This is a genomic window from Alkalicoccobacillus gibsonii (assembly GCF_016798245.1).
In the GTDB taxonomy this organism is placed as follows: domain Bacteria; phylum Bacillota; class Bacilli; order Bacillales; family Bacillaceae_D; genus Alkalicoccobacillus; species Alkalicoccobacillus gibsonii.
This window is the reverse complement of record NZ_JAEUZA010000002.1, coordinates 579,460-600,308: the sequence shown is the minus strand read 5'-3', so window position 1 is coordinate 600,308 and position 20,849 is coordinate 579,460. Positions and strand designations below refer to the sequence as shown.

Sequence of the window (20,849 nt, the reverse complement as noted above, 5' to 3'; positions counted from 1 at the left end):
CTTCAATTGTGATCGTATTGAGAGGATGAACGTAAGATGAATCAGCTAGAACGTTTAGTACATGCGGCAGAGGATATTCAAACAGTATTTGGTAAGGATATTCTAATTGCTATTACAGACCGTGAGAAGTTTCTTCAGTTTTTACCTAGCTCGGAAATTGACCTAGATATTCCAATAGGAAGTCCATTAGCTCAAGACGACCCGAATGCACGGAAGGTCTTTGCGGGAGAGTATACAGCTGAACGTTTGCCAAAAGAGGTTTATGGGGTTCCTGTGTTTGTTCGAGCCTTTCCAATTAAAGATGAGACAGGTCAAGTGATTGGTCAGTTTGCCGCGGTTCGTTCGTTGGAATCAAAACGACAGCTAGATGAATATATGCAAACTATTGGAGGCATTATCAATGGTCTACAAGAGGCTTCAAAGGTTGTCGCCGATCATTCAAAACAATTGGCTGAATCAAGTGTACAGATTTCTCATCAATCGACTCAGTCTTTAACTTTAACAAATCAAACAGTAGAATCGGCAGAGGAAATTGCCAACATCCAACGACAAACGAAGGTGCTTGGCTTAAATGCTTCCATTGAAGCAGCTCGTGCCGGAGAAGCGGGTGCAGGTTTTGCCGTTGTTGCAGGAGAAGTACGAAAGTTATCAGATGAAACAACAAAAACCACAAGTAACATCAACGACTCTCTCAAAGATATTCAAGAACATATGAAAGCACTTGTGTCGAGCGTAGGGAAAATTAAGCAGGCTTCTGATGAGCAGTCAGGACTCGTCACTGACTTTGGCCAGCTAATTAACGATCTCGAACAGGTAAGCTCAGAGATGAAATCGTATTTTGAAAAAGTGAGTGCAAATTAATAGAGGGGAGCCTTCTTTTCCATTGTGGAGGAAGGCTTTTTTAAGCATTGGCCCCTTTTTTCGCGCATCCTACCTCTTTTTCACACACCGCCCTCCCTATTCCCACGCACCTAGCCACACAACACACAAAAAAAGCCACCACCACCCCGCCACAATGCCACGCATTGCAAACGAAAATGATCATGACTTCAACTCCACCAAAATTCCTCTACCCTTTAACCGCTCCTTGCGTCATCCCCTGCACGATCTGCTTCTCCATAAATAAATAGAAGAGAATCGTTGGGATTAAGACGATGGTCAAGGCTGCCATTTGAGCTGTGTAATTTGTTGAGTGCTGTCCTGCAAAGTTTGCTAGTCCGAGTGGCAGGGTTCGAAGTGCATCGTCGTTGATGAGGACTAGTGCAAAGCTGAATTCGTTCCAGTTGTTAATGAAGTTAATAATAATAGCGGTTGCGAGCACTGGGCGTGTCATTGGCAAAATGATTGACCAGAATATGCGAAACACTCCTGCGCCATCCATGATTGCGGATTCTTCTATTTCCTTAGGGAAGGATTTCATAAAGCTTGTTAGTAAGAAGATGGTAATGGATAGGTTAAATGCAATGTATGGAAAGATTAAAGCAAGGTGCGTATCAATAAATCCTATTTTTTGCATGAGGATAAACATCGGCACGAGTGTTGCGTGAATAGGTACCAGAAGTCCTAGGATAAAAAAGGAGTATAGTACTTTTTGGCCTCTGAATGTAAATCGGGCTAGGAAGTAGGAGGCCAATGCGCCAAAAAGAACGGTTAGGAATACGGCCACCACTCCGACAAAGACACTGTTAAAGAAGTAGGTGTTGATGTTCGCTGTAACCCACGCTTCTATATAATTTGTCCAGACCCATTCTGTAGGCAGGCCAAAAGGGTTTAAGGCAAAGTCCTGGCCTGATTTAAATGAGTTCATGATCATCCAGACAATGGGATAGGCGTTCACAATCGCAAAGGCAATGAGAATAACATAAATGAAGGAGCGGCGAGCGATTTTTTTTGCTCTTGCTGTTTTTTCATTTATCGGAGATTTTTGTGTAGTTTCAATTTGCATGGTGTGCCTCCTTTTAAACCGGCTTTCGGTTCCCACGTTTTTTGAGTAAGACATTTGCTAGGATGATCATTACGATACTAAAGACAAAGATAAGAACAGAGATCGCACTTCCGTACCCGTATCTCAAGCCCTGGAAGGTTTCTGTGTACATATATGTAGCCATTACCTCTGTTGAATTCGCCGGTCCTCCACCTGTCATCACGTAAATGAGGTCAAAGGTCTTTAAGCTTCCACTTATGCAAAGAATCACAGCGATGATAATGACACCCCAAATGGATGGTAAGGTGACATAGCGTGTTTTTTGCCATTCGGTTGCTCCATCCAAGTCCGCTGCTTCAAGGATATCTCTTGGTACGGTTTGTAAGGCAGATAAGAAGATAATGAAATAAAGTCCAACAAACTGCCAGATGATCACAACAGCAATCGCGTACATGGCATAGTCAGGATTTCCGAGCCAGTTCTGAGCCAGTGCACTCAAGCCCAGGTTATCTAATAGGTTGTTCAATAAGCCTTGTTCCACGTTAAAAATCAGGCGCCATGTGAGTGAAATAACAACCGTCGATATCACAACAGGTAAGAATGCGATCGTTCGGAAGAATTTAGCCCCTTTAATTTTCTGATTAAGAAGTAAAGCAAGCACGAGCGCAATTGGGATCTGCCCGAATACAGATGCCGCTACGACAATAAGGTTATTTTGAACGGATAGCCAGAATACAGAGTCATTTAAAATCGCTTTAAAATTTGCAAGGCCAACATACTGCATTGCAGAAAATCCATTCCACGACATAAATGAGTAGTAGAAGGAGATAAAGATTGGAATGATGCTAAAGATACAATATATAAGTAGAGCCGGTATGACACCAAGGGCAATTTTCCAGTTACTCTTGATTAAATGCATAGGCTTCCTTCCCTTCACGCAAATTTGAAAGCGTTTACTATTTGTATTGTAAAGGGAACGTGTAAGCTCAAAAATCCTAAAAGCTACGATAATATCTATTTTTTTCGTAGATCATGAGATGCATTTAGGCGGCGGTATTCGGTTGGCGTGACACCGACTTGCTTCTTAAAAACCTGGACAAAATATTTATACTCCTTGTAGCCCACGTACTCCGCTATCTCAAAGACCTTATTAGATGTTTCCAGTAAAAGCTTAGATGCCTTATTAATTCTTAATCCATTAAGGTACTCAGAAAAACTTCTACCCGTTTCCTGTTTAAAAAGCATACTGAAGTAATTTGGACTGATGTAATGCTGTTCGGCTACATCAGAGGCACGCAAATCTTGCTGATAGTTCTTATCGATATAACGCTTTATGTTTTCGATAATCCAGTGCACTCCCTCTGAATCTTTTAATTGATTAAATAAGTTTAGAACATCCGTTTCAAAATCGTGTTTCAGGCTTCTTAATTCTTTGTTCTCGAAAAGGTTCAACTCCACTTGATCAAATGACTTGTTTGGCAATCGATCTTGGAGCTGTTGTTTTAGGGTTAGTACGAGCTTCTGATAAAGTGGTAAAGCTTTTTGCGGCGAATATTTTTCTAAGACAGAGCATGTGTAGGTGATACCGGATTTGATTTCCTTCTCATCCTGCTTTAACAAGGCTGCGATTATTTGGCCACCGGCTTCTTTAGGATAGGAGCTTATTTCTTGATTCTCTAAAATGGTTGTTGCCACCTTCTTCACGAGATTCAGTAACTCATCCACATTTACTGGCTTCAGTAAATAATCCTCTACCCCTATTCGAATCGCCTTGCGTGCATATTCAAATTCATCGTACCCACTAATAATGATCATCTTGATATCTGGATAGTTGCTTACAACATGTTCTGCTAATTGAAGGCCATCCATCTCAGGCATAGAGATATCCGTTAAAATTAAGTCAACTTTATCCCTGTTGAGCACCTCCAACGCCTTCTTACCATTAAAAGCTGTTCCAATTACCTCTACACCAATACTTTGCCAATCAATGGTTTCCTTAAGCCCCTGACAAATGACTGGTTCATCATCAACAATGAGCATCTTTACTGTCATTCTCGGTCCTCCTCTATGATTTGATTAGGGATCGTAATTTGGACATGTGTGCCTTGTTCACTTTGAATCGCTCTCAACCCGTAAGGCGCTCCAAACTTATTTTCTAAGCGTTCGTGTATATTTTTTAATGCAAATCCATTCTGTTCAGTCTGTTGCTTTAACGAGTCATTAAATGCATCAACCCCCATAGAGAGGCCACCTCCATTGTCGATCACATCAATCACGATCAAATCACCTGAACGAAATGCACGAATACGTATCACGTTATTCTCATCTATCTCTTCAAATCCGTGTTGGAGGCTATTCTCCACCAATGGCTGTAGAATGAGCTTTAATACGAGATTTTTTTCAATCCCAGCTTCCATATAGGCTGAAAAAGTCAACATTCCTCCTAGACGTCTTTTCTGTAACTGGAGATAGCTCTGTACATACGTCATTTCGTCTTTAAGAGGAATGAGCAGTTTCCCTTGGCTTAAGCTAATTCGAAATAGTCGGGATAAGTCCTCAATACTTTGGCCGGTCTCATTCGCCTGCTCTAGACGGGCGGTCCATCGAATCATATCTAATGTGTTATAAAGAAAATGAGGATTAATTTGACTTTGAAGCGCTTTCAATTCAGACTCTTTATGTTGAATTTCAAGCTTATATTTTGTCCCAATTAAGTATTGAATGTGACTTACTGCTTTATTAAAACGAGAGCCCAATTGACCAATTTCATCCTTAGAACGAACCTGAACCTGGGCAGAAAAATCCCCATCCTCAAGGCGTTTTGTTTCACGTGTTAAATCAGTAATGGGTCTAATAATCGTTAACATGAACCCCAAAAATGCGATCACTCCAACGACACCAGAACCAATCATAATCATCTGCATCATCGTACGGATATGACTAAATTCATTGAGTATATACTTCTCACTCACTGTTGAGACAAGATATAGATCTCTTCCTTTTACCTTACGTGTCACAGCATAATAAGCTTCTCCGTTTTCATCGTATGTAAAGAGTCCAGACTCTTCTTTTACCTGTTGAATCACCTGTTCATTTGGATACCGCTGTCCAACAAGCTGCTTATCTTGATGAGAAAGAACGAGTCCATCCTGTTGCAGTAACACCATCTCATCATTTGGATTCATGTATCCATTTGTCATGTATGAAAAAAGCTCTTGTTCATCTAGTCGGATCCTCACCTGCCCGATTGGTTCTGTAATATCGAATAGATTATTAATGACTCGAAAAAGAGAAATCATCTGATAGTCTTCCGGCACCCAGCCCCCGCGCTCCATCTGATAGGGATCAGTCCACAGAATTTTCCCTTGAAGAGTCTGAGCAATCTCCTCCCACTCTTGCTCATCTCCAGAAATTCGCTCCCCAAGATGAAGCTGCGTCCCATTTACCCCTTCAAGGTAGGCGGAGTTCACATAATGCTTGTTGTTCAGGTGAAAGGTAAAAAAGCCTCGGATATGGTCTTGGAGTCGTTGTACTTCTTCAGGATCACTATCGGCCTCATCCACAGACATCGTCATGTACCGCCTGAATTCTTCGCTATAAATGATATAACTTGAGAGCTCCTCCATTCCCCTCATTACTTCCAGCAAGTTATGCTCAATGTGCCGGAGATTCTGTTCGTTTCGTTCAATGACCTGTTTCTCTAAAATCGAATTTGACTGGTAGTAAACGAGGAAACTGATTGTTAACGCAGGAATAAAGATTAACGATAATAGAATCAGGAAAGACTTCCACCTTAAGCTCCAATCTTGAAACCGTATCCATCTTTTCATCGATCGACAGTCCTTTTATTTGAAGTAGTGAAAAAAGCAGTGCATTTCTCTGAAAGAATGCCCTGCCTTATTCATTACTATAGCATTATTGTGTGTTTACAGCATTTTGAATATTTTGTGCGGCTTCCTCTGGTGTAGAGCGTCCAATCGTAATCGCTTGTAGTTCATTTTGGAGAACATTATTCACAGCTTGAGGTAGAACTGCATCGTATACAGGAGCCGGTGGTGATTGTCTTGAAAGCTCTAGCATATCAAGGAATAGAGGCTCTAGCTCTGCATCACCTGGCATTTCTACATCTGCTGCAACTACTCGGTTCACACCAATTAATTCTTGGTAGAAATCTTCACTGAACATCCATTGTAAAAAGGTTTCGGCCGCCTCGCGTTTCTCCCCTTCTAAGTCTGCATTTAACGACCAAGCATTTCCATAGACTGTAGAAATCGTTGCCGTATCACCTAAAGGAAATGGAGCAATACCAACATTCATGTCTTCTGGCTTATTCGTTAGGATACTGATCGCTCCCCAGTTCCCATCAATCACCATCGCAGAACGTTCCTGCAAAAAGTACTCAATCATCTGATTATCATCAATCGTGTTCAGATCTTCGTTAAATGCCCCAATATCCACTAACTCATCAATTACGCCAAGTGCTTCAACAAATTCATCATCCGTAAAGGATTTTTCTCCTGCAAGTACTTGAGGAATAAAATCGTTACCTGTAAACCTGTCAGCAATCGTTGAAATATAGACGGATTGTAATACCCAAGAGGCAGAATTTCCTAAAGCAATCGGAGTCACCTCATCCTCTTTTAAATCACTGATTAGCTCCTTAAACTCATCATACGTGGTGGGGAACTCGTCATAGCCTAAGTCATTTAGCATATCTACATTGTAGTAAACAAAGCTTGTTGGATTCTGAACAGATGGAATCGCATAGGTTTCACCATCAAACGTAAAGTCAGCAATCGCCTCTTCGTCTAACAATCCGTTCCCTGTCCAGTTATCTAAAATGTTATTAATGGATCCAACCGCGTTTCCATCAACAAGTGGCTCAAGCTCCGTACCTGGCCAAACCTGGAAAATGTCTGGAAGCTGCCCCCCAGCCGCCTGAGTATTTAATCGCGTGCGGTAATCCGCGTGAGGTGTTGTCTCTATGTTTAATTGAATATCATCATGCTCATTATTAAACTGCTCCACACGATCCATCGTTAGCTTAAAATCATCTCGATCCGGATTGGCAGACGCCCAAAAACTAAGCTCAACCACATCACTATTATTCGTCCCGCTCGCTTCTTCATTATTGTCCCCACAAGCAGCAAGTAAAGTAGAAGCACACACAGCCATTCCAACATACACATATTTTTTCAAGCTCTATTCCCCCTCTTAATGAAATCGCTTTCAAAAATAGTATGACAGGTTTCTCTGATTTAAAAAGACTAGAGATTTAACATTATATCTGATTATTTATGGAGGTGGGTGTTGATTAGGGAGGCGTTGTGCTTTTGTTTTGTGCACCTGCACCTCATATACCGTATGGATCTCGGGCCCTATCACATCTATCCTTCCTCCATCGCATGGATCTCGGGCTCTATTACATCAATCTGTGCTCCATCGCATGGATCTTGAGCCCTATCACATCGATCCCTCCTCCATCGCATGGATCTTATGCTCTACCACATGGATCCCTCCTCCATCGCATGGATCTTATGCTCTACCACATGGATCCCTCCTCCATCGCATGGATCTCGGGCTCTACTTTACCGGAAAAATGGTGTAGCTTCACGCTTCTTTCATAAAAAGCCATTAATCTACTTCCTAGCTAAGGCTTTCCCTATTCCTATTTTGTAAGCACTCTCCATGATTCCCTCGTTAAACAAACGTTTATTTAACAAATAAATAGATTATTGTAATCGCAACCATCTTACTCTACGTAAGTGTCATGTCAGACTTAGGATGCACTTTTAAGACCAGATCTTAAAATACCTTTCATTCGTCATGATGCTTTCGTTATACTTTTCGTGGAAGTGCCCACACATTCTTACAGATGAAACCAAATTTAACCTTACTTTATCTTAATAATTAGATTCACTGTTTTTTTAAGGAGATGAACCACTATTTTTTATTATCGTTTAACATTCACTAATGGAAGTAAATATTATTTTAAGTCAACTACTTATCTTGAAACCCCGCATCGAATTATCCACTTTGCCATTGATAATGGGTTTATGTACAAAAATGATCGAATGCTCATCCGAACAGCCCGGCGTGTTCGCTCGGATCAGGTCACTGAGCCGGTCAAACTTATTTAAATAAAATTGGGCACTTCCACACAGAAAAACCAGCCTACTCAACAGAGGCTGGTTTCTGTTTCCCTTATGCAGCTTGCGCTTCCTCAATAATCTCCACTAGCACACCCTTCACAATTAACCGCTGCTCTCCTGACAATGTGCATGTAATCAGTGTAATTTCTGGGTCCTCTGAATCATCCAGCACGTCTGTTTGAGTCGGTTCCACAATCGAAATGCTGTTCACTTCATACACATACGTTTTTCCGTCAGCAGTTAGACGAACTTCATCGCCATCGCTAACGTTTGATAGTTGTCTGAAATGACGATCGCCCCGATACCCTCTGTGTCCGGCAATGCTGAAGTTTCCGTCTTCTGGTGCTTGATTTGGATTAATTTGAGTTAGTGCAAGGGCAAGGTTCTCTTCTGTTGTTTCCCCGAGCACATATTGCTCGAGTTCAATGGAAGGAATCTCTAATGTCTTAACCTCTTCTAATTCTTCCTGTGTCCACTCCGTAGTGAGTTCCTGGCTTGAGCCATGTAACAGATCCACTTCTAGCGAGGCAAGTGCCCCTTCAAGTGCCGATACACCCTTTGTTTGCTGCCACTCATGGTAGAGAGGAATGGAGACAAACACCATTCCCACTACGATGAGGGCCAATCCAATCAAGGACTTTCCTTTTCTCAAGATAGTTCCCTACTTTCCGGTTACTTTTCTTGAACGTTTGCTTTGAATCATGACTCCTGCTCCAATTAGGATCAGCAACATTCCTGCAAAAAGATACATGATGTAAGCTTGCTCTCCCGTTTGAGGAAGTGTACCTGCTTTTGACCCTGATACAGGAGTGGCTGCTCCTGACTTCGGACCGTTCACTACAGGAACGATGTTATTCTGACCGTTGTTCCCTGTATTATTTGATGGAGCTGGTGGGTTCGTAGGTTCTCCAGGTGTTCCTGGCGTTCCCGGTGTCCCTGGGCTACCTGGCTCTCCCGGTTCTCCCGGCTCCCCTGGTTCTCCTGGGCTACCTGGCTCCCCTGGTTCTCCTGGCTCCCCTGGGCTACCCGGCTCTCCTGGCTCCCCTGGTTCTCCCGGTTCTCCCGGTTCCCCTGGCTCTCCTGGGCTACCTGGCTCTCCTGGCTCTCCTGGCTCTCCTGGCTCTCCCGGTTCTCCTGGCTCTCCCGGTTCTCCTGGCTCTCCCGGTTCTCCCGGCTCTCCTGGCTCTCCTGGTTCACACGGTTTTCCTGGATTACCCGGCTCTCCTGGTTCTCCCGGTTCTCCTGGCTCCCCTGGTTCTCCCGGCTCCCCTGGTTCTCCCGGATTACCCGGTTCTCCCGGAACGCAAGGTTCTTCTGGTACTTCTGGTGTACGTGCATTTGTAATGATGCGTTCAATCACTTCAGTGCTGCCCACCCCAACCTCAATGACATGAGGAGTTGGGTCTAGCTCGTAACCTGTTGGTGCTTGTGTTTCGATTAACACATAGGTTCCTGGTGCGAGTTGTTCTTGGAATTCTCCCTTTTCATCCGTTTGAAGATCGCCCTTGATGATGGTTCCATCAGCATATTCTAAACGGAAAATCGCTCCTTCTAGTGTGCGCTCTTCGTCGTCCTCATCCACTTTTACAATCTTTACTGTTCCTGGTTGTAGTGTATTTAAAAATGTCTTTTCTACAATGGTTTGCTGGTTCTTTTCGATTGTAAATGTGATTGGTGTTTCGTCTAGTTCATAGTTCTCTGGTGCTTTGGTTTCGACTAGTTGATAGCTTCCTGGTGCAAGCTGATCAAGCTTAAGCTGACCATTTTCATCTGTCACTAAGCCTGTTTCAAGCTCTTCACCATCTCCATCAAACAATGTAAATTCAGCGCCTGCAAGCGTTACGCTAGGATCAACCGAATCTACCTTCTCCAATACAAATGATCCTGGAGTAAGTGTATTTTCTGCTTGCAACACGAGTGCAGCATTCTGGCTTTTCACAACTTCAAAAGCAATTGGTTCTTCATCAAGTACATACCCGACTGGGGATCCAATTTCAACAAATTGATAGCTGCCTGGCTTCAAATCACTTACGGCGATGCGTCCGTTCTCATCTGTTGTTAGTGATTCAATGACCACATCTCCTTCAGATGTTTCCAAACGGAACTCTGCTCCCTCAAGTACTGAACCATCCACGCTATCTACTTTTTCAAGGACAACGCCGCCACTCGCCAGTGTGTTCTCAGCTGTGATAACAACCGCTTCTTCTTGACCTTTTTCCACAACCACTTCATATTCTGCTTCTTCTAGCACATAGTGCTCAGGTGCTTTCGTTTCCACAAAATAGTACGTACCCGGAACAAGGTCATCCACCACGATGCGACCAAACTCATTTGTTACTAGATTTTCATGAATCGTCTCGCGCTCAGCATTTTCTAACGTAAATTCTGCTCCAGCCAGTGTTACTTCTGGATTATCAGCATCTACCTTCACAAGCGCAACAGAACCAGGCGCAAGCGTATTGGTAAATGTCTTTTCAGCCACGGTTTGCTGGCCTTTTTCAATCGTAAAAATGATTGGTGTTTCGTCTAAGACATAATTCGTTGGTGCTTTAGTTTCAACTAATTGATAATCACCCGGAGGTAGGTTCTCAATCGTTAACTGACCAAATTCATCGGTTGTGAGACCTGTTTGTAGCTCTTCACCTGACTCATCAAGTAGCTTGAATTCTGCCCCAACAAGTGTCAGCGACTTATCAACAGAATCTACTTTAGATAATGTAAATGACCCTGGTGTTAATGTGTTCTCCTTCGCAAGCGTCGGTACCTCAGCTTGACTGCGCTCAACTGTTACTGGAATTGGCTTTGCATCCAGCTCATAGCCAAACGGTGCTTCGATTTCCACCACCACGTACTCACCTGGTAATACATTTGCGAAGGTGACGACGCCTTCTTCATTTGTTACTTCTGTAGCGACTATAGCCCCATTTTCATCTTGAAGCTCAAAAACCGCTCCAGGAAGGACGATAGAAGTATCGAGACTGTCGGTTTTCACTAATGACACCTGACCGCGAATCAGCTCATTGGTGACCGGCACTTTTTCAATCGTTGTTTTCTCACTACGTTTAATTTCAAACGGAATTGGAGTAGCATCTAATTCAAAATCCGTTGGTGCTGCTGTTTCTACAAAGTAGTAGCTTCCTGGTGCAAGACCTTCCACAACTAGTTTGCCTTCCTCGTTTGTCACAAGATTTTCTTGTACTTGTGTACCTTCTGCATCAAACAAGCTAAATTCGGCTCCAGCGAGTGTCTCGCTTGAATCATGTTTGTTCACTTTGATCAATTCAACCGATCCTGGAACAAGCGTGTTTGTTGCTTTGACCACTCTCACTTCTTCTTGACTCTTTGTAATCTCAAATGGATATGGCTCATCACTCAGTACATAGTCAGCTGGTGCCTTGATCTCTACAAACTGATACGATCCTGGCTTCAGACCTTCTACAACGATTCGACCATTGCTATCTGTGATCAATGACTTTTCAATCACTTTTCCATCTGATGTTTCTAAACGGAACTCTGCATCCTTCAATTTTTCACCTGATCCATCGTCTTCTTTTTCAAGAACAACAGATCCAGTCTTCAACTTATTTTCAGCCGTTACTGCAGCTACATCCTGCTGACCTTTTTCAACCTTCACTTCAATCTTCGTTGCATCTAACTCATAATCAGTCGGTGCCTTTGTCTCTACAAAATAGTAGGTACCCGGCGGAAGATCTCCAACCACAATCCGACCGTTCTCATCCGTCACAAGATCCTGCTTAACGATCTCGTCATCCGCATTTACAAGCTTAAATTCAGCTCCAGCTAACACAACGGTTTCATCATCCGCATCGACCTTCACTAAGGCAACGGAGCCTGGTTTTAATGTGTTAGTTACTGGAACAACTTCGATTTTCACTTGCCCACGATCGATTGTAAACGGAATGTGCTCACTGTTCTCTAGGTAAAAGTCAGGTGCACTCGTTTCAACAAAATAATAATCCCCAGGCTTTAGATCATGAACCTCAAGCTGCCCGTTTTCATTCGTAACAAGCTCAGTTTGAAGCTCCTCTCCATTACTTGTGTAGAGGCTAAATACAGCTCCTGCAAGTGCTGTACCATCCTTGTTATCCACTTTTTCAAGTAATACGGATCCTGGTGTCAGGTAGTTCTTCACTTTTGTCTCAAACTGAATCTTCGTTTTGTGACTTGGTTTAATTTCAAACGCAATCGGGTCTTTCAACTTCTCATAATTTGCAGGTGCTTGCGTTTCAACCAGCTCGTATTTCCCTGGTGCAAGACCTGTAATTTCAAGGTGTCCGGCTGCGTTGGTCTCAAGACCTTCACGTACCGTATCTCCATTTTCATCCACTAGCTTAAAGACCGCTCCGGCAAGAGGCGTCTTGTCGTCTCCATCCACCTTCTTGATTTTCACACTTCCTGTAACGAGTGTGTTCTTCTTATCAGGTAGCTTAAGTGTTTTTGTTTCTCCAGCTTTTACCGTAAAGTCAATTGGTGTGGCATCAAGCTGATAGTGTTGTGGTGCTTGTGTTTCAATCAATTGATAGTTGCCTGGACGAAGATTTGTCAGCTCAACGATACCATCAACGTTAGACTTTACATTCTCCTGTACCACTTGACCGTCTTTTGTAACGAGCTTAAAGACCGCTCCTTCTAGTCCTTCGCCAGTCACTGAATCGACCTTCTTCATTTTTGCGGAACCTTTTAGAACTTCGTTGGTTTTCTGAACCTTAACCACTTCTGTTTGGAAATCATCAATTCTAAACTCAACTGGATCCTCATTTAAAATGTAGCCGGTTGGTGCTTTGGTTTCGATAAAACGGTAGTCACCTACTTCAAGATCCTCGTAGCGTAGCGTTCCGTTTTCTACCTTAAGCCCTTCAGCTACTACTTTCCATGAGCCTTCATCTCTGTGCTCTAGGGTAAACTCTGCCCCATCTAGCTTTTCTTTTGTCTCTTGGTCTACTTTCTTTAACTCTACATGTCTTGTAATCTTCTTGTTTTCAACGGTAAGCTTCTTGTGGCCGTCGATCTTCACGACCTCTTGATCTTGAATGCCAATCACATAGCCTTCAGGTGCTTGCTCCTCAAGTAAAATGTAATTGTCATAACGAAGATTTGTGAAGCGTGCAATTCCGTCTTCGTCCGTTACAACGCTACGGATTGCGATACGTCCCTCACTATCGTAAAGCGTGAACTTGGCCCCGGATAATGTATCTCCAGTCTCAGCGTCAACCTTCTTCACTTCAAGGCTGCCACGTTCTCCACTTCCCGTACCGCCACCTGTCGTGATTTGTACTTTAATGCTTTTGCTAGATTCAACAGTTTCCGTTGTGATCTTCTCACCATTAAACTTCGCTTTATTCGTAATGGTCTCACCATTATCAGCGTTAATGTAAGACTGATACTCTAAGATGTAAGCCGAAGTAATTTGGTTTTTAAATGATAGATCAAAGCGTTGAGATCCATCCTCTTTTGTTTCAATCGTAAGCTCATAGTCCTTACCTTTTTCAAGCAAAGCCCCTTTTGAGACGTTTCCATTTGTCGCTACATTCGTTGAATACAGCTTAAAGGAATCCTCTAGTAAAATCTGATTGCTTCCTTGCTCGTCATTTACCACCGCATTAGAAACCGTGGACTGCGCAAAGTTAATATCAATCTTCCAATTGATGACCTTTCCACTTTGTGCGCCCGTCTTATTGACGTAGCTTCCACCATGGTTAACACTTACACGAGCATCTAGGTTAACTGCTTTCCCGTTATCACTCGTGACAACAGCACGGTTGTCATATGTGTTCTTGATTAATTGATCTTTCAAATCTGTTTTGTACTCAATCCAGTAAGCTCCCGTTTGCTCTCCCTTAAAGGTAACAACAAACTTCTGGTTACTCACTGAGATTTCGTAATCTTTACCTACTTGAAGCTCTCTACCTTTTTTCGCTCCATTCCACCAGCCTTCAAGCTCCAATTGATACACTTTAATTGAATCTGTTAAAAGCTGCTGGTTCCCTTGAATTTCATCTGTGACCACGATGTTATTCTGCTTACGTAAATCGTAGTTCACACCGATATTCCATGTAATTTCTTTTGTTTGTGCATTGTATTGACCATTCTTAAATCCGTTGTTTCTGGTGTACTCATCTGGCCATATAGTGGATGAAGCTTCTTTCTCAAATGAGACACCCTTATCATTTTTCCAGCTTACTTTAGCCGTATTTTTAAAATGGTTTGTTCCTTCCTTTAACAGCTCGTAGCGGAAATCTGTAATATACGAAATGTCATGCTGATCTTCAATTGATTCTTTAAAGCTAAGAGTGTATCCATTATCCTCATTGACGGTCAATGTGTAGTCGTCACCTTTTTTAAGGGTTTTACCTGTTTTTACATTCTTCACTGTAAACGTATCTTCATGAAGAGTTAACCCTTTGTGATCAAATACATCTTGAATGGTCACTTCATTCATTTTGTGTGAATCGCGGTTAATACTCACGTGCCAATTGGCAGTTTTATTTTTGTAATCAACATTGTTATTCCACTTGTTAATAACAACATGGTTAATCCCTTGATTCGAATCCTTAGATTTGTCTCCTACCGTTACTTTGTTATGGATATTTCCACTATCAATAACTCGATCATTTGATTTTGTCTGATAAGTGATTTTGTAGGCTTGGTTAATATCCTCTGTAAACTGTAGATCGAATCCATTTCCTTTAGGTGTAACGGTATAGTTTGAAGCTACTTTCTTAACAGACTCACGGCCATCCGCATCAATCTCGATCTGTTCCACTTTAATCGTGTCTTCAATTAGTCCATGAGTGGTTGAAAATTCATCCTTCAATAAGGCATCTGCTTGAGAAATGATGCGCTCATTGTAGTTGTATTTAATCTCCCATGTGATCGTTTGAGTATTCGGATTGTAGTTTGCGCTGCGCTTCTCAAGTGGTTGACCACGTTTAGTCCCTACCGTCGCCTGTGCCTTCAAATCATTTTGATTCGAGCTTGTTAAGACAACATTATTTTTGTAAGACGTCGCTTCGTTATCTGTAATCGCCGTGTCATACACCACTCGATACGCATGCTTCAGCTCTTCCTTAAACGTAATCTCAAATGTGTCTTCGTTCACCGAATACTTACTTGCATCCAGCTCTTCTCCCTGATTCACACTGCCATCTACGTTCACATTTAACTTGTAAACTTTCACTGTACCAGGTGAGAGTGCTAGATTATCTTCCAAGAAATCCTTCAAAACGGCATTTTGTAGAGTGGACATCGACTTATTAAAATCAACGGTCCAGCGAATACTTTGTGCATTGTACGCTCGATCTGCCACACCTTTTTTATCAATCTCTGCTCCACCAGGCGTTCCGATTAAAACAGGGAATTTTGCAATGACTTCTTCAAAGATCTTAAAAACGATCTCGCGTTCCACTGTACCTTCAAGCTTTTCCTTGATTTTTGTTTGGAAATACAATGTACCTTTTATATTTGATAATTGTTCAATGGATTCATTAAATGTCACAACGACTGTGTTATCCATCGCCAATGTGAACGTCCCTACACTATCGCCATCGAAGTCTAAGTTACCCGACACTTCGTTAAAGACTTCAAACTCTTCTGGCAATTTAAATGTGAAGGTAGACCCGCTCGCATAGCCATGTCCGTTTGGCAATGCCCAGTCCATATAGATGTTCGCTACACTTCCGCGTACTGGACGGTAGTCTGGGTTTTCATCACGATGGATTGGTTCTCCATCAGCATTTTTCAGCTCAACGTTTGTGATAATATTTTCAGTGATTTCAGTTACAACAGCTGAGATCGAAACTTCTTCGTCTTCAGCCTCTTCTGACCCTTGTTCTTCCTTTGTTGCTTCAGCTGACACTTCTTCTCCAGCTTCTTCCGTTACTTCTTCTTCAGCTGCTTCTTCCTGCTCTTCTTCCTTTACTTCCTCTTCAGCTGATTCTTCCTGTTCTTCCTCTTTTACTTCTTCTTCAGCCGCTTCTTCCTGCTCTTCCTCTTTTACTTCCTCTTCAGCTGCTTCTTCCTGTTCTTCTTCTTTTACTTCCTCTTCAGCTGCTTCTTCCTGCTCTTCTTCTTTCACATCTTCTTCAACGACTTCTTCTTCAGCGGCCTCTTCAGACTGCTCTTCAGTTACGTCCTCTGTTGCCTCTTCTTCAACAGCTTCTTCCTCAACCACTTCTTCAAATGCAACGTTCAGCTTTTGTTCAGCCGTACTCAATCGGAAGGAAAGCTCCTGTGCACCACTAAGCTCTTCTACCTTTTCCTGGTTCCATTCGGAGTCCAAGCTGACAACGCCTTCAACATTTTCCTCTTGAGGGAGAACGGTTAATGCAATCGCCTGGTTCACTACTTCGTAGGCACCAATGACGGCTCCATCTTGTGTATGTATATCACCTGATGTTTCTCCTGTCAGAGTCACTTCTTGCGGAACCTCTACTTGCTCAGTTCCATCACTTTCACTTGCCTCGCCAGAAACCTTGATCAGTGTTTTAAATGCATCAACTTTTGAGACGGTTTGCTCCTGTAATGAACTCTCATCCCCATTTACCAAATCAACTTCGACCTTAAGCTCGTTCTGATTGTCTGATGACTCAGCCAACGCAATTCCTGAGCTTGCTAGTACCGGTTGAAAGACAAAAAGGATTGCGAGTAGGAGTATCATCCCTTTTTTCTTCATAAATATTCCTCCTTATTCAGTTTTCAGACCTATTATAATCGCACAAAATTCACCAGAGTAGCATTACTTTTGAACTTGTAATAATAAGTAGTTTAGACATATACATATTTTTTATTTCTAAGCCGATTTGCTCACCTCCTCCACATTTCCTCCGCATTTTACAGATCTTACTAATCAGGCACTATAGACCGATACTATAGACCCATTCGAGAAAAACATAAAAAAAGAACGAATTCTGATCAGATTATCCTCGAAACCGGGACCATCCTCTCAAAATTTAGAACCGAATTAATCTATTCATTTTTAAGCCGATATATTCCATAATTCGAATTCATTCGGATCAAACAACATGAGAAAGAGAGTGATAGGTGGTTGAGAACAATTAGAGGGAAGTTATTTAGTGTATTTGGAGCTATGCTTATTTTATTTGTGGGGTTATCCGTCTATTTGGTCGTTGCCCTTATTCAAACGGATAAGCGTATGGAGACGATGCAGAATGTAGACTTTGAATTAGTAGTGCTTCAAGAACAAATGGCAAGCAGCATGAATGATCGCTTAGCATTGATCAGAGGCTATTTTATGTTTGGAGAGGCTGACTTTTTAGATCGATTTGATGCGGTGAATGAACGAATTACTGAGACGAAGGAGCAATTAGTCGCCTTGTCTTCAAATGAACAGTTACTCTCAACCATTGAGAAATCAGAGCAATGGCTAGATATTATTGAAAATGAAGTTCTACCTGTTTACCAAGCTGGTGACGAGGAAGCTGCCAGTGAGATCATGCGCAATTCAACAACGATGATCGCGCGGGATGTCACAAGTAATTTTCAAGAGCTAGCCGAAAATCGTCGTGCAAATATGGAAGCAAGCTTTGATGCAAATGAAGCAGAATTCCAACGCATGCAGATACTCGTGATCAGTATTGTAAGTTTCTCAGCTCTCATAATGATTGGCTTAATTTTGTGGCTTGCCAGATCGATTACCCGACCATTAAAGCAACTAGTAAGCGAAGCCGACCTCATTGCAAATGCTGACCTTTCCAATCCGCCTGTTGAGATCAGGACAAAAGATGAGCTCTCTCTACTCGGTTCCTCTTTTAACGAAATGAAAGCCTCACTCCAACAACTCATTGGACAAACAAGAAGCGTTGCAGAAAATGTCGCAGCTACTTCTGAAGAGCTTTCAGCAAGCTCCGAGGAAACGTCAGCCGCAACGAATCAAATTGCGGATACGGTACAATCCTTAACACATACAGCCGATACAAGCGTGACTCTTTCTAGCCAAAGTATGAAGGCATCCACACTCATGGAAGAAAAAGCACAGCATATCACACAAGCAACACAATTAATGAAAGCAGATTCTCAGGAAATGGGCACGCGTTCGAAAGAAGGACGAGATACGGTTGCACAAGCCATCCAGCAAATCGAGTCCATCAATCAAACGGTCGCATCGTCATCTAAGACAATGAATCAGCTTGATGAGCAAGTTACAGAAATTAGCACCATTTTAGAATTAATTACATCCATATCTGATCAAACCAACCTATTATCGTTAAACGCAGCCATTGAAGCCGCTAGAGCCGGTGAAAGTGGCAAAGGCTTTGCCGTTGTGGCCGGAGAAGTACGTAGCTTGGCCGAGCAATCGAAAGAATCCGTAACGAAGATCGAAGCGATGATCAAGGGCATCCAGCAACAAGCCAAATCAGCTGCGACCGATATGCAAAAAGGAACAAGTGAAGTTGAAAAAGGCACACAGATGATTAAAGGCGTCGACCGATCCTTCGAAGCCATCTCCGCCTCTATCGACAAAGTCACAAACCAAATCCAAACCGTCTTCGCCTCAGCTGAAGACATCGCCAAACAAACCACACAATTAAAAAGCCACATCACCCAAATGAACCAAGCCTCCGAATCCACGCTCGCCGGCACCGAAGACGCCGCTGCAAGCACCGAAGAGCAGCTCGCTGCCATGGAAGAAGTCGCCTCCTCCGCACAAGGACTCGCCGACTTGGCTGGAGATTTGAGAGATGAGATTTCGCGGTTTAAGGTGTAGAGCGTAGAAAGAAGTTGAGATGGATGGTCCTCCTGCCGTTGTTGGTGGGGGGATTTTGTTGTGCAGGGACTGTGGAGGGTGCGCGGGATTGAGTTGGGTGCGCGCGAGGTCCTTCGATAGTGCGCGACTTTGGTGTAAGTTGGCGCGAGGTCCTTCGATAGTGCACGACTTTGGTGTAAGTTGGCGCGAGGTCCTTCGATAGTGCGCGACTTTGCCTTAAATGAGCTCGGAAATCAGGGTCTGGGCTTCTCGATATATTTTCCGTTGAACCGATGTATTCAGGTTTTTCTCGATGTATTTTCTGTTGAACCGATGTATCTGATCTTTTCCTTATGTATTTTCCGCTGAACCGATGTATTTGATCTTTTCCCGATGTATTTTCCGCTGAACCGATGTATTTGGGTTTTCTTCGATGTATTTCCTCTCAATCCGATGTATTCACCTTTTCCTCGATGTATTTCCCCTCAACTCCGATGTATCCACCTTTTCCTCGATGTATTTATCCTCAACTCCGATGTATTCACCTTTTCCTCGATGTATTTCCCCTCAACTCCGATGTATCCACCTTTTCCTCGATGTATTTCCCCTCAATCCCGATGTATCCACCTTTTCCTCGATGTATTTCCCCTCAATCCCGATGTATCCTCCCGCTTCTTCTTGCTATCATCCTTTACTTTTCTCAAAACGAATTCCCGCACAACAAAAAAGACGCGGAATTTCCAATCCACGCCAGTTCAGTATATCGATTCCCCATTCCATCCGAGTCGATTCCTCTCTATCCCGAATCGCTGTCGTGTGAACGTTCGCCCTTTGAAAGATTACTAAGAGGAACGAAAACAAAGAAATATATGAGATTAGACAAAAGTAGGCAAAGGACGAATCCGAAAAATTGAATGGACATGCCATCACTGGTGAAAGTGACAGGTATGACAAAGTCCTTCTGCAGTAGACTTCCTAATGCCAGCATAACAAAATAAACAAATATGATTATTACAAGCTGTGTGAAAAACGTTGATATGCGGACTGTAACCTCTCCTTCCATAAAAGCTCTACTTACACATTATATAAAATTCATTAATAAAAACACCGCCATACTCACTATCGTCAAAAATTGAGTTGTACCAAAAGCTATTTTCATTGCTGAGCCTTGGATTCGCTTATATAACATAAAGCTTAAAATAACAGTGGAACAGAGAAGGAGTAACAATGCAATTACGTAGAAATCAAATATCATAAAAACTAATCCACTTACCAGAAAAGCAGCGCCAACTAAGCACTGTTTATTTAACATATCTGTCCACCCCACACTAAATCATTTCCTTCAATTGTAACAGAAGATCTCCCGCCTCACCGATCTATTCTAGTCCCCAACCGGCTCCATCGCTCGCAGTTCCTCCTCTGTAAATTGAACGGTCCAAATATCGTCAGCGTCAAACATCACCATCTCCCCTTGATAAATAAACTCTGCTTGCCATTGGCCAATACTCGAAATCGTTATGAGACCATCTGAATTTCGTACAGTGGGTTCAACTAACTCCACCCACGCAACTCCACCGCCTCCATTTAATCCTGAAGTGACTCGAACGGGTTCAAAGTCGTCATCTGAAGGGTCAACATCAAAACGGATCATTCGATAAAGCTCATAATCAGGGAGGTCCTTATCCGGTTCTTTAAGTAGAATGCCAAAAAAATCACCCTCCTCCCCATCGGAGTGGTGTAGCACATCAAAATCAGAAATGCCCTCTGCCTGGTACTCTTCAATATAAGCAAGTAGTCCCTCAATCTGGTTCTCATTTAAATTGGCAACTCGATCCTCAATGTCTTCAGTGTAAAAGTCTATAGCAAACTCTTCCTCAAACTCATCAAGACTCTTCCCACTACAACCAATCAATAAAATCGATAGTAGTACAACCCCACACACCTGTTTCATCAAACTCCTCCTTTCACTCCCTCTACCCTTTTATTGATAAATGAACCAATTAATTGTTAATATCTGAGTCAAAAATGTTAAGTTCACTTTCAATTGCCC

General features: G+C 42.6%; 10 protein-coding genes. 2 read left to right on the top strand and 8 right to left on the bottom strand.

Annotated features, from left to right (window positions below; translation table 11 throughout):
• Positions 1–36: 36 nt before the first annotated feature.
• Positions 37–861, top strand: coding sequence for a methyl-accepting chemotaxis protein (locus tag JNO66_RS20775; RefSeq protein ID WP_203088048.1), 825 nt, complete (start codon positions 37–39; stop codon positions 859–861).
• Positions 862–1,069: 208 nt separating this feature from the next.
• On the opposite strand, the gene JNO66_RS09725 is transcribed toward JNO66_RS20775, so the two are convergent.
• The 7 genes from JNO66_RS09725 to JNO66_RS09695 form a co-directional block, all read right to left on the bottom strand.
• Positions 1,070–1,945, bottom strand: coding sequence for a carbohydrate ABC transporter permease (locus tag JNO66_RS09725; protein WP_203088047.1), 876 nt, complete (start codon positions 1,943–1,945; stop codon positions 1,070–1,072).
• A 13-nt stretch (positions 1,946–1,958) separates the two neighbouring features.
• A complete protein-coding gene (locus tag JNO66_RS09720) occupies positions 1,959–2,843 on the bottom strand; it encodes a carbohydrate ABC transporter permease (RefSeq protein ID WP_203088046.1) in 885 nt (294 codons plus the stop codon).
• A gap of 95 nt (positions 2,844–2,938) precedes the next feature.
• The gene (locus tag JNO66_RS09715; protein WP_203088045.1) at positions 2,939–3,976 is read right to left on the bottom strand and encodes a response regulator transcription factor; all 1,038 of its coding nucleotides are present in this window, start codon (positions 3,974–3,976) and stop codon (positions 2,939–2,941) included.
• Positions 3,973–5,754 carry a sensor histidine kinase gene (locus tag JNO66_RS09710; RefSeq protein WP_203088044.1) on the bottom strand — a complete coding sequence of 594 codons (1,782 nt, stop codon included), beginning with the start codon at positions 5,752–5,754 and terminating at the stop codon, positions 3,973–3,975. The genes JNO66_RS09715 and JNO66_RS09710 overlap by 4 nt, the downstream gene beginning before the upstream one ends.
• Positions 5,755–5,839: 85 nt before the next feature.
• Positions 5,840–7,123 carry an extracellular solute-binding protein gene (locus JNO66_RS09705; RefSeq protein WP_246483224.1) on the bottom strand — a complete coding sequence of 428 codons (1,284 nt, stop codon included), beginning with the start codon at positions 7,121–7,123 and terminating at the stop codon, positions 5,840–5,842.
• Between the two features lie 1,005 nt (positions 7,124–8,128).
• On the bottom strand, positions 8,129–8,728 hold the full coding sequence (locus JNO66_RS09700; RefSeq protein WP_203088043.1) for a class D sortase: 600 nt from the start codon (positions 8,726–8,728) through the stop codon (positions 8,129–8,131).
• A gap of 9 nt (positions 8,729–8,737) precedes the next feature.
• A complete protein-coding gene (locus JNO66_RS09695; RefSeq protein WP_203088042.1) occupies positions 8,738–16,768 on the bottom strand; it encodes a SpaA isopeptide-forming pilin-related protein in 8,031 nt (2,676 codons plus the stop codon).
• 372 nt (positions 16,769–17,140) lie between these two features.
• Here JNO66_RS09695 and JNO66_RS09690 point away from each other — a divergent pair, with 372 nt between their 5' ends.
• Complete coding sequence (locus tag JNO66_RS09690; protein ID WP_203088041.1) at positions 17,141–18,820, top strand: methyl-accepting chemotaxis protein; 1,680 nt, start codon at positions 17,141–17,143, stop codon at positions 18,818–18,820.
• Positions 18,821–20,180: 1,360 nt separating this feature from the next.
• Here the strand turns inward: JNO66_RS09690 and JNO66_RS09685 are convergent.
• Complete coding sequence (locus JNO66_RS09685) at positions 20,181–20,750, bottom strand: hypothetical protein (RefSeq protein WP_203088040.1); 570 nt, start codon at positions 20,748–20,750, stop codon at positions 20,181–20,183.
• Positions 20,751–20,849: the final 99 nt, after the last annotated feature.

What these genes read in the sequence shown, in the direction of transcription:
- JNO66_RS20775 (WP_203088048.1), top strand. Translation starts at nt 37, where the DNA reads ATGAATCAGCTAGAACGTTTAGTACATGCGGCAGAGGATATTCAAACA.
- JNO66_RS09725 (WP_203088047.1), bottom strand. Translation starts at nt 1,945, where the DNA reads ATGCAAATTGAAACTACACAAAAATCTCCGATAAATGAAAAAACAGCA.
- JNO66_RS09720 (WP_203088046.1), bottom strand. Translation starts at nt 2,843, where the DNA reads ATGCATTTAATCAAGAGTAACTGGAAAATTGCCCTTGGTGTCATACCG.
- JNO66_RS09715 (WP_203088045.1), bottom strand. Translation starts at nt 3,976, where the DNA reads ATGACAGTAAAGATGCTCATTGTTGATGATGAACCAGTCATTTGTCAG.
- JNO66_RS09710 (WP_203088044.1), bottom strand. Translation starts at nt 5,754, where the DNA reads ATGAAAAGATGGATACGGTTTCAAGATTGGAGCTTAAGGTGGAAGTCT.
- JNO66_RS09695 (WP_203088042.1), bottom strand. Translation starts at nt 16,768, where the DNA reads ATGAAGAAAAAAGGGATGATACTCCTACTCGCAATCCTTTTTGTCTTT.
- JNO66_RS09685 (WP_203088040.1), bottom strand. Translation starts at nt 20,750, where the DNA reads ATGAAACAGGTGTGTGGGGTTGTACTACTATCGATTTTATTGATTGGT.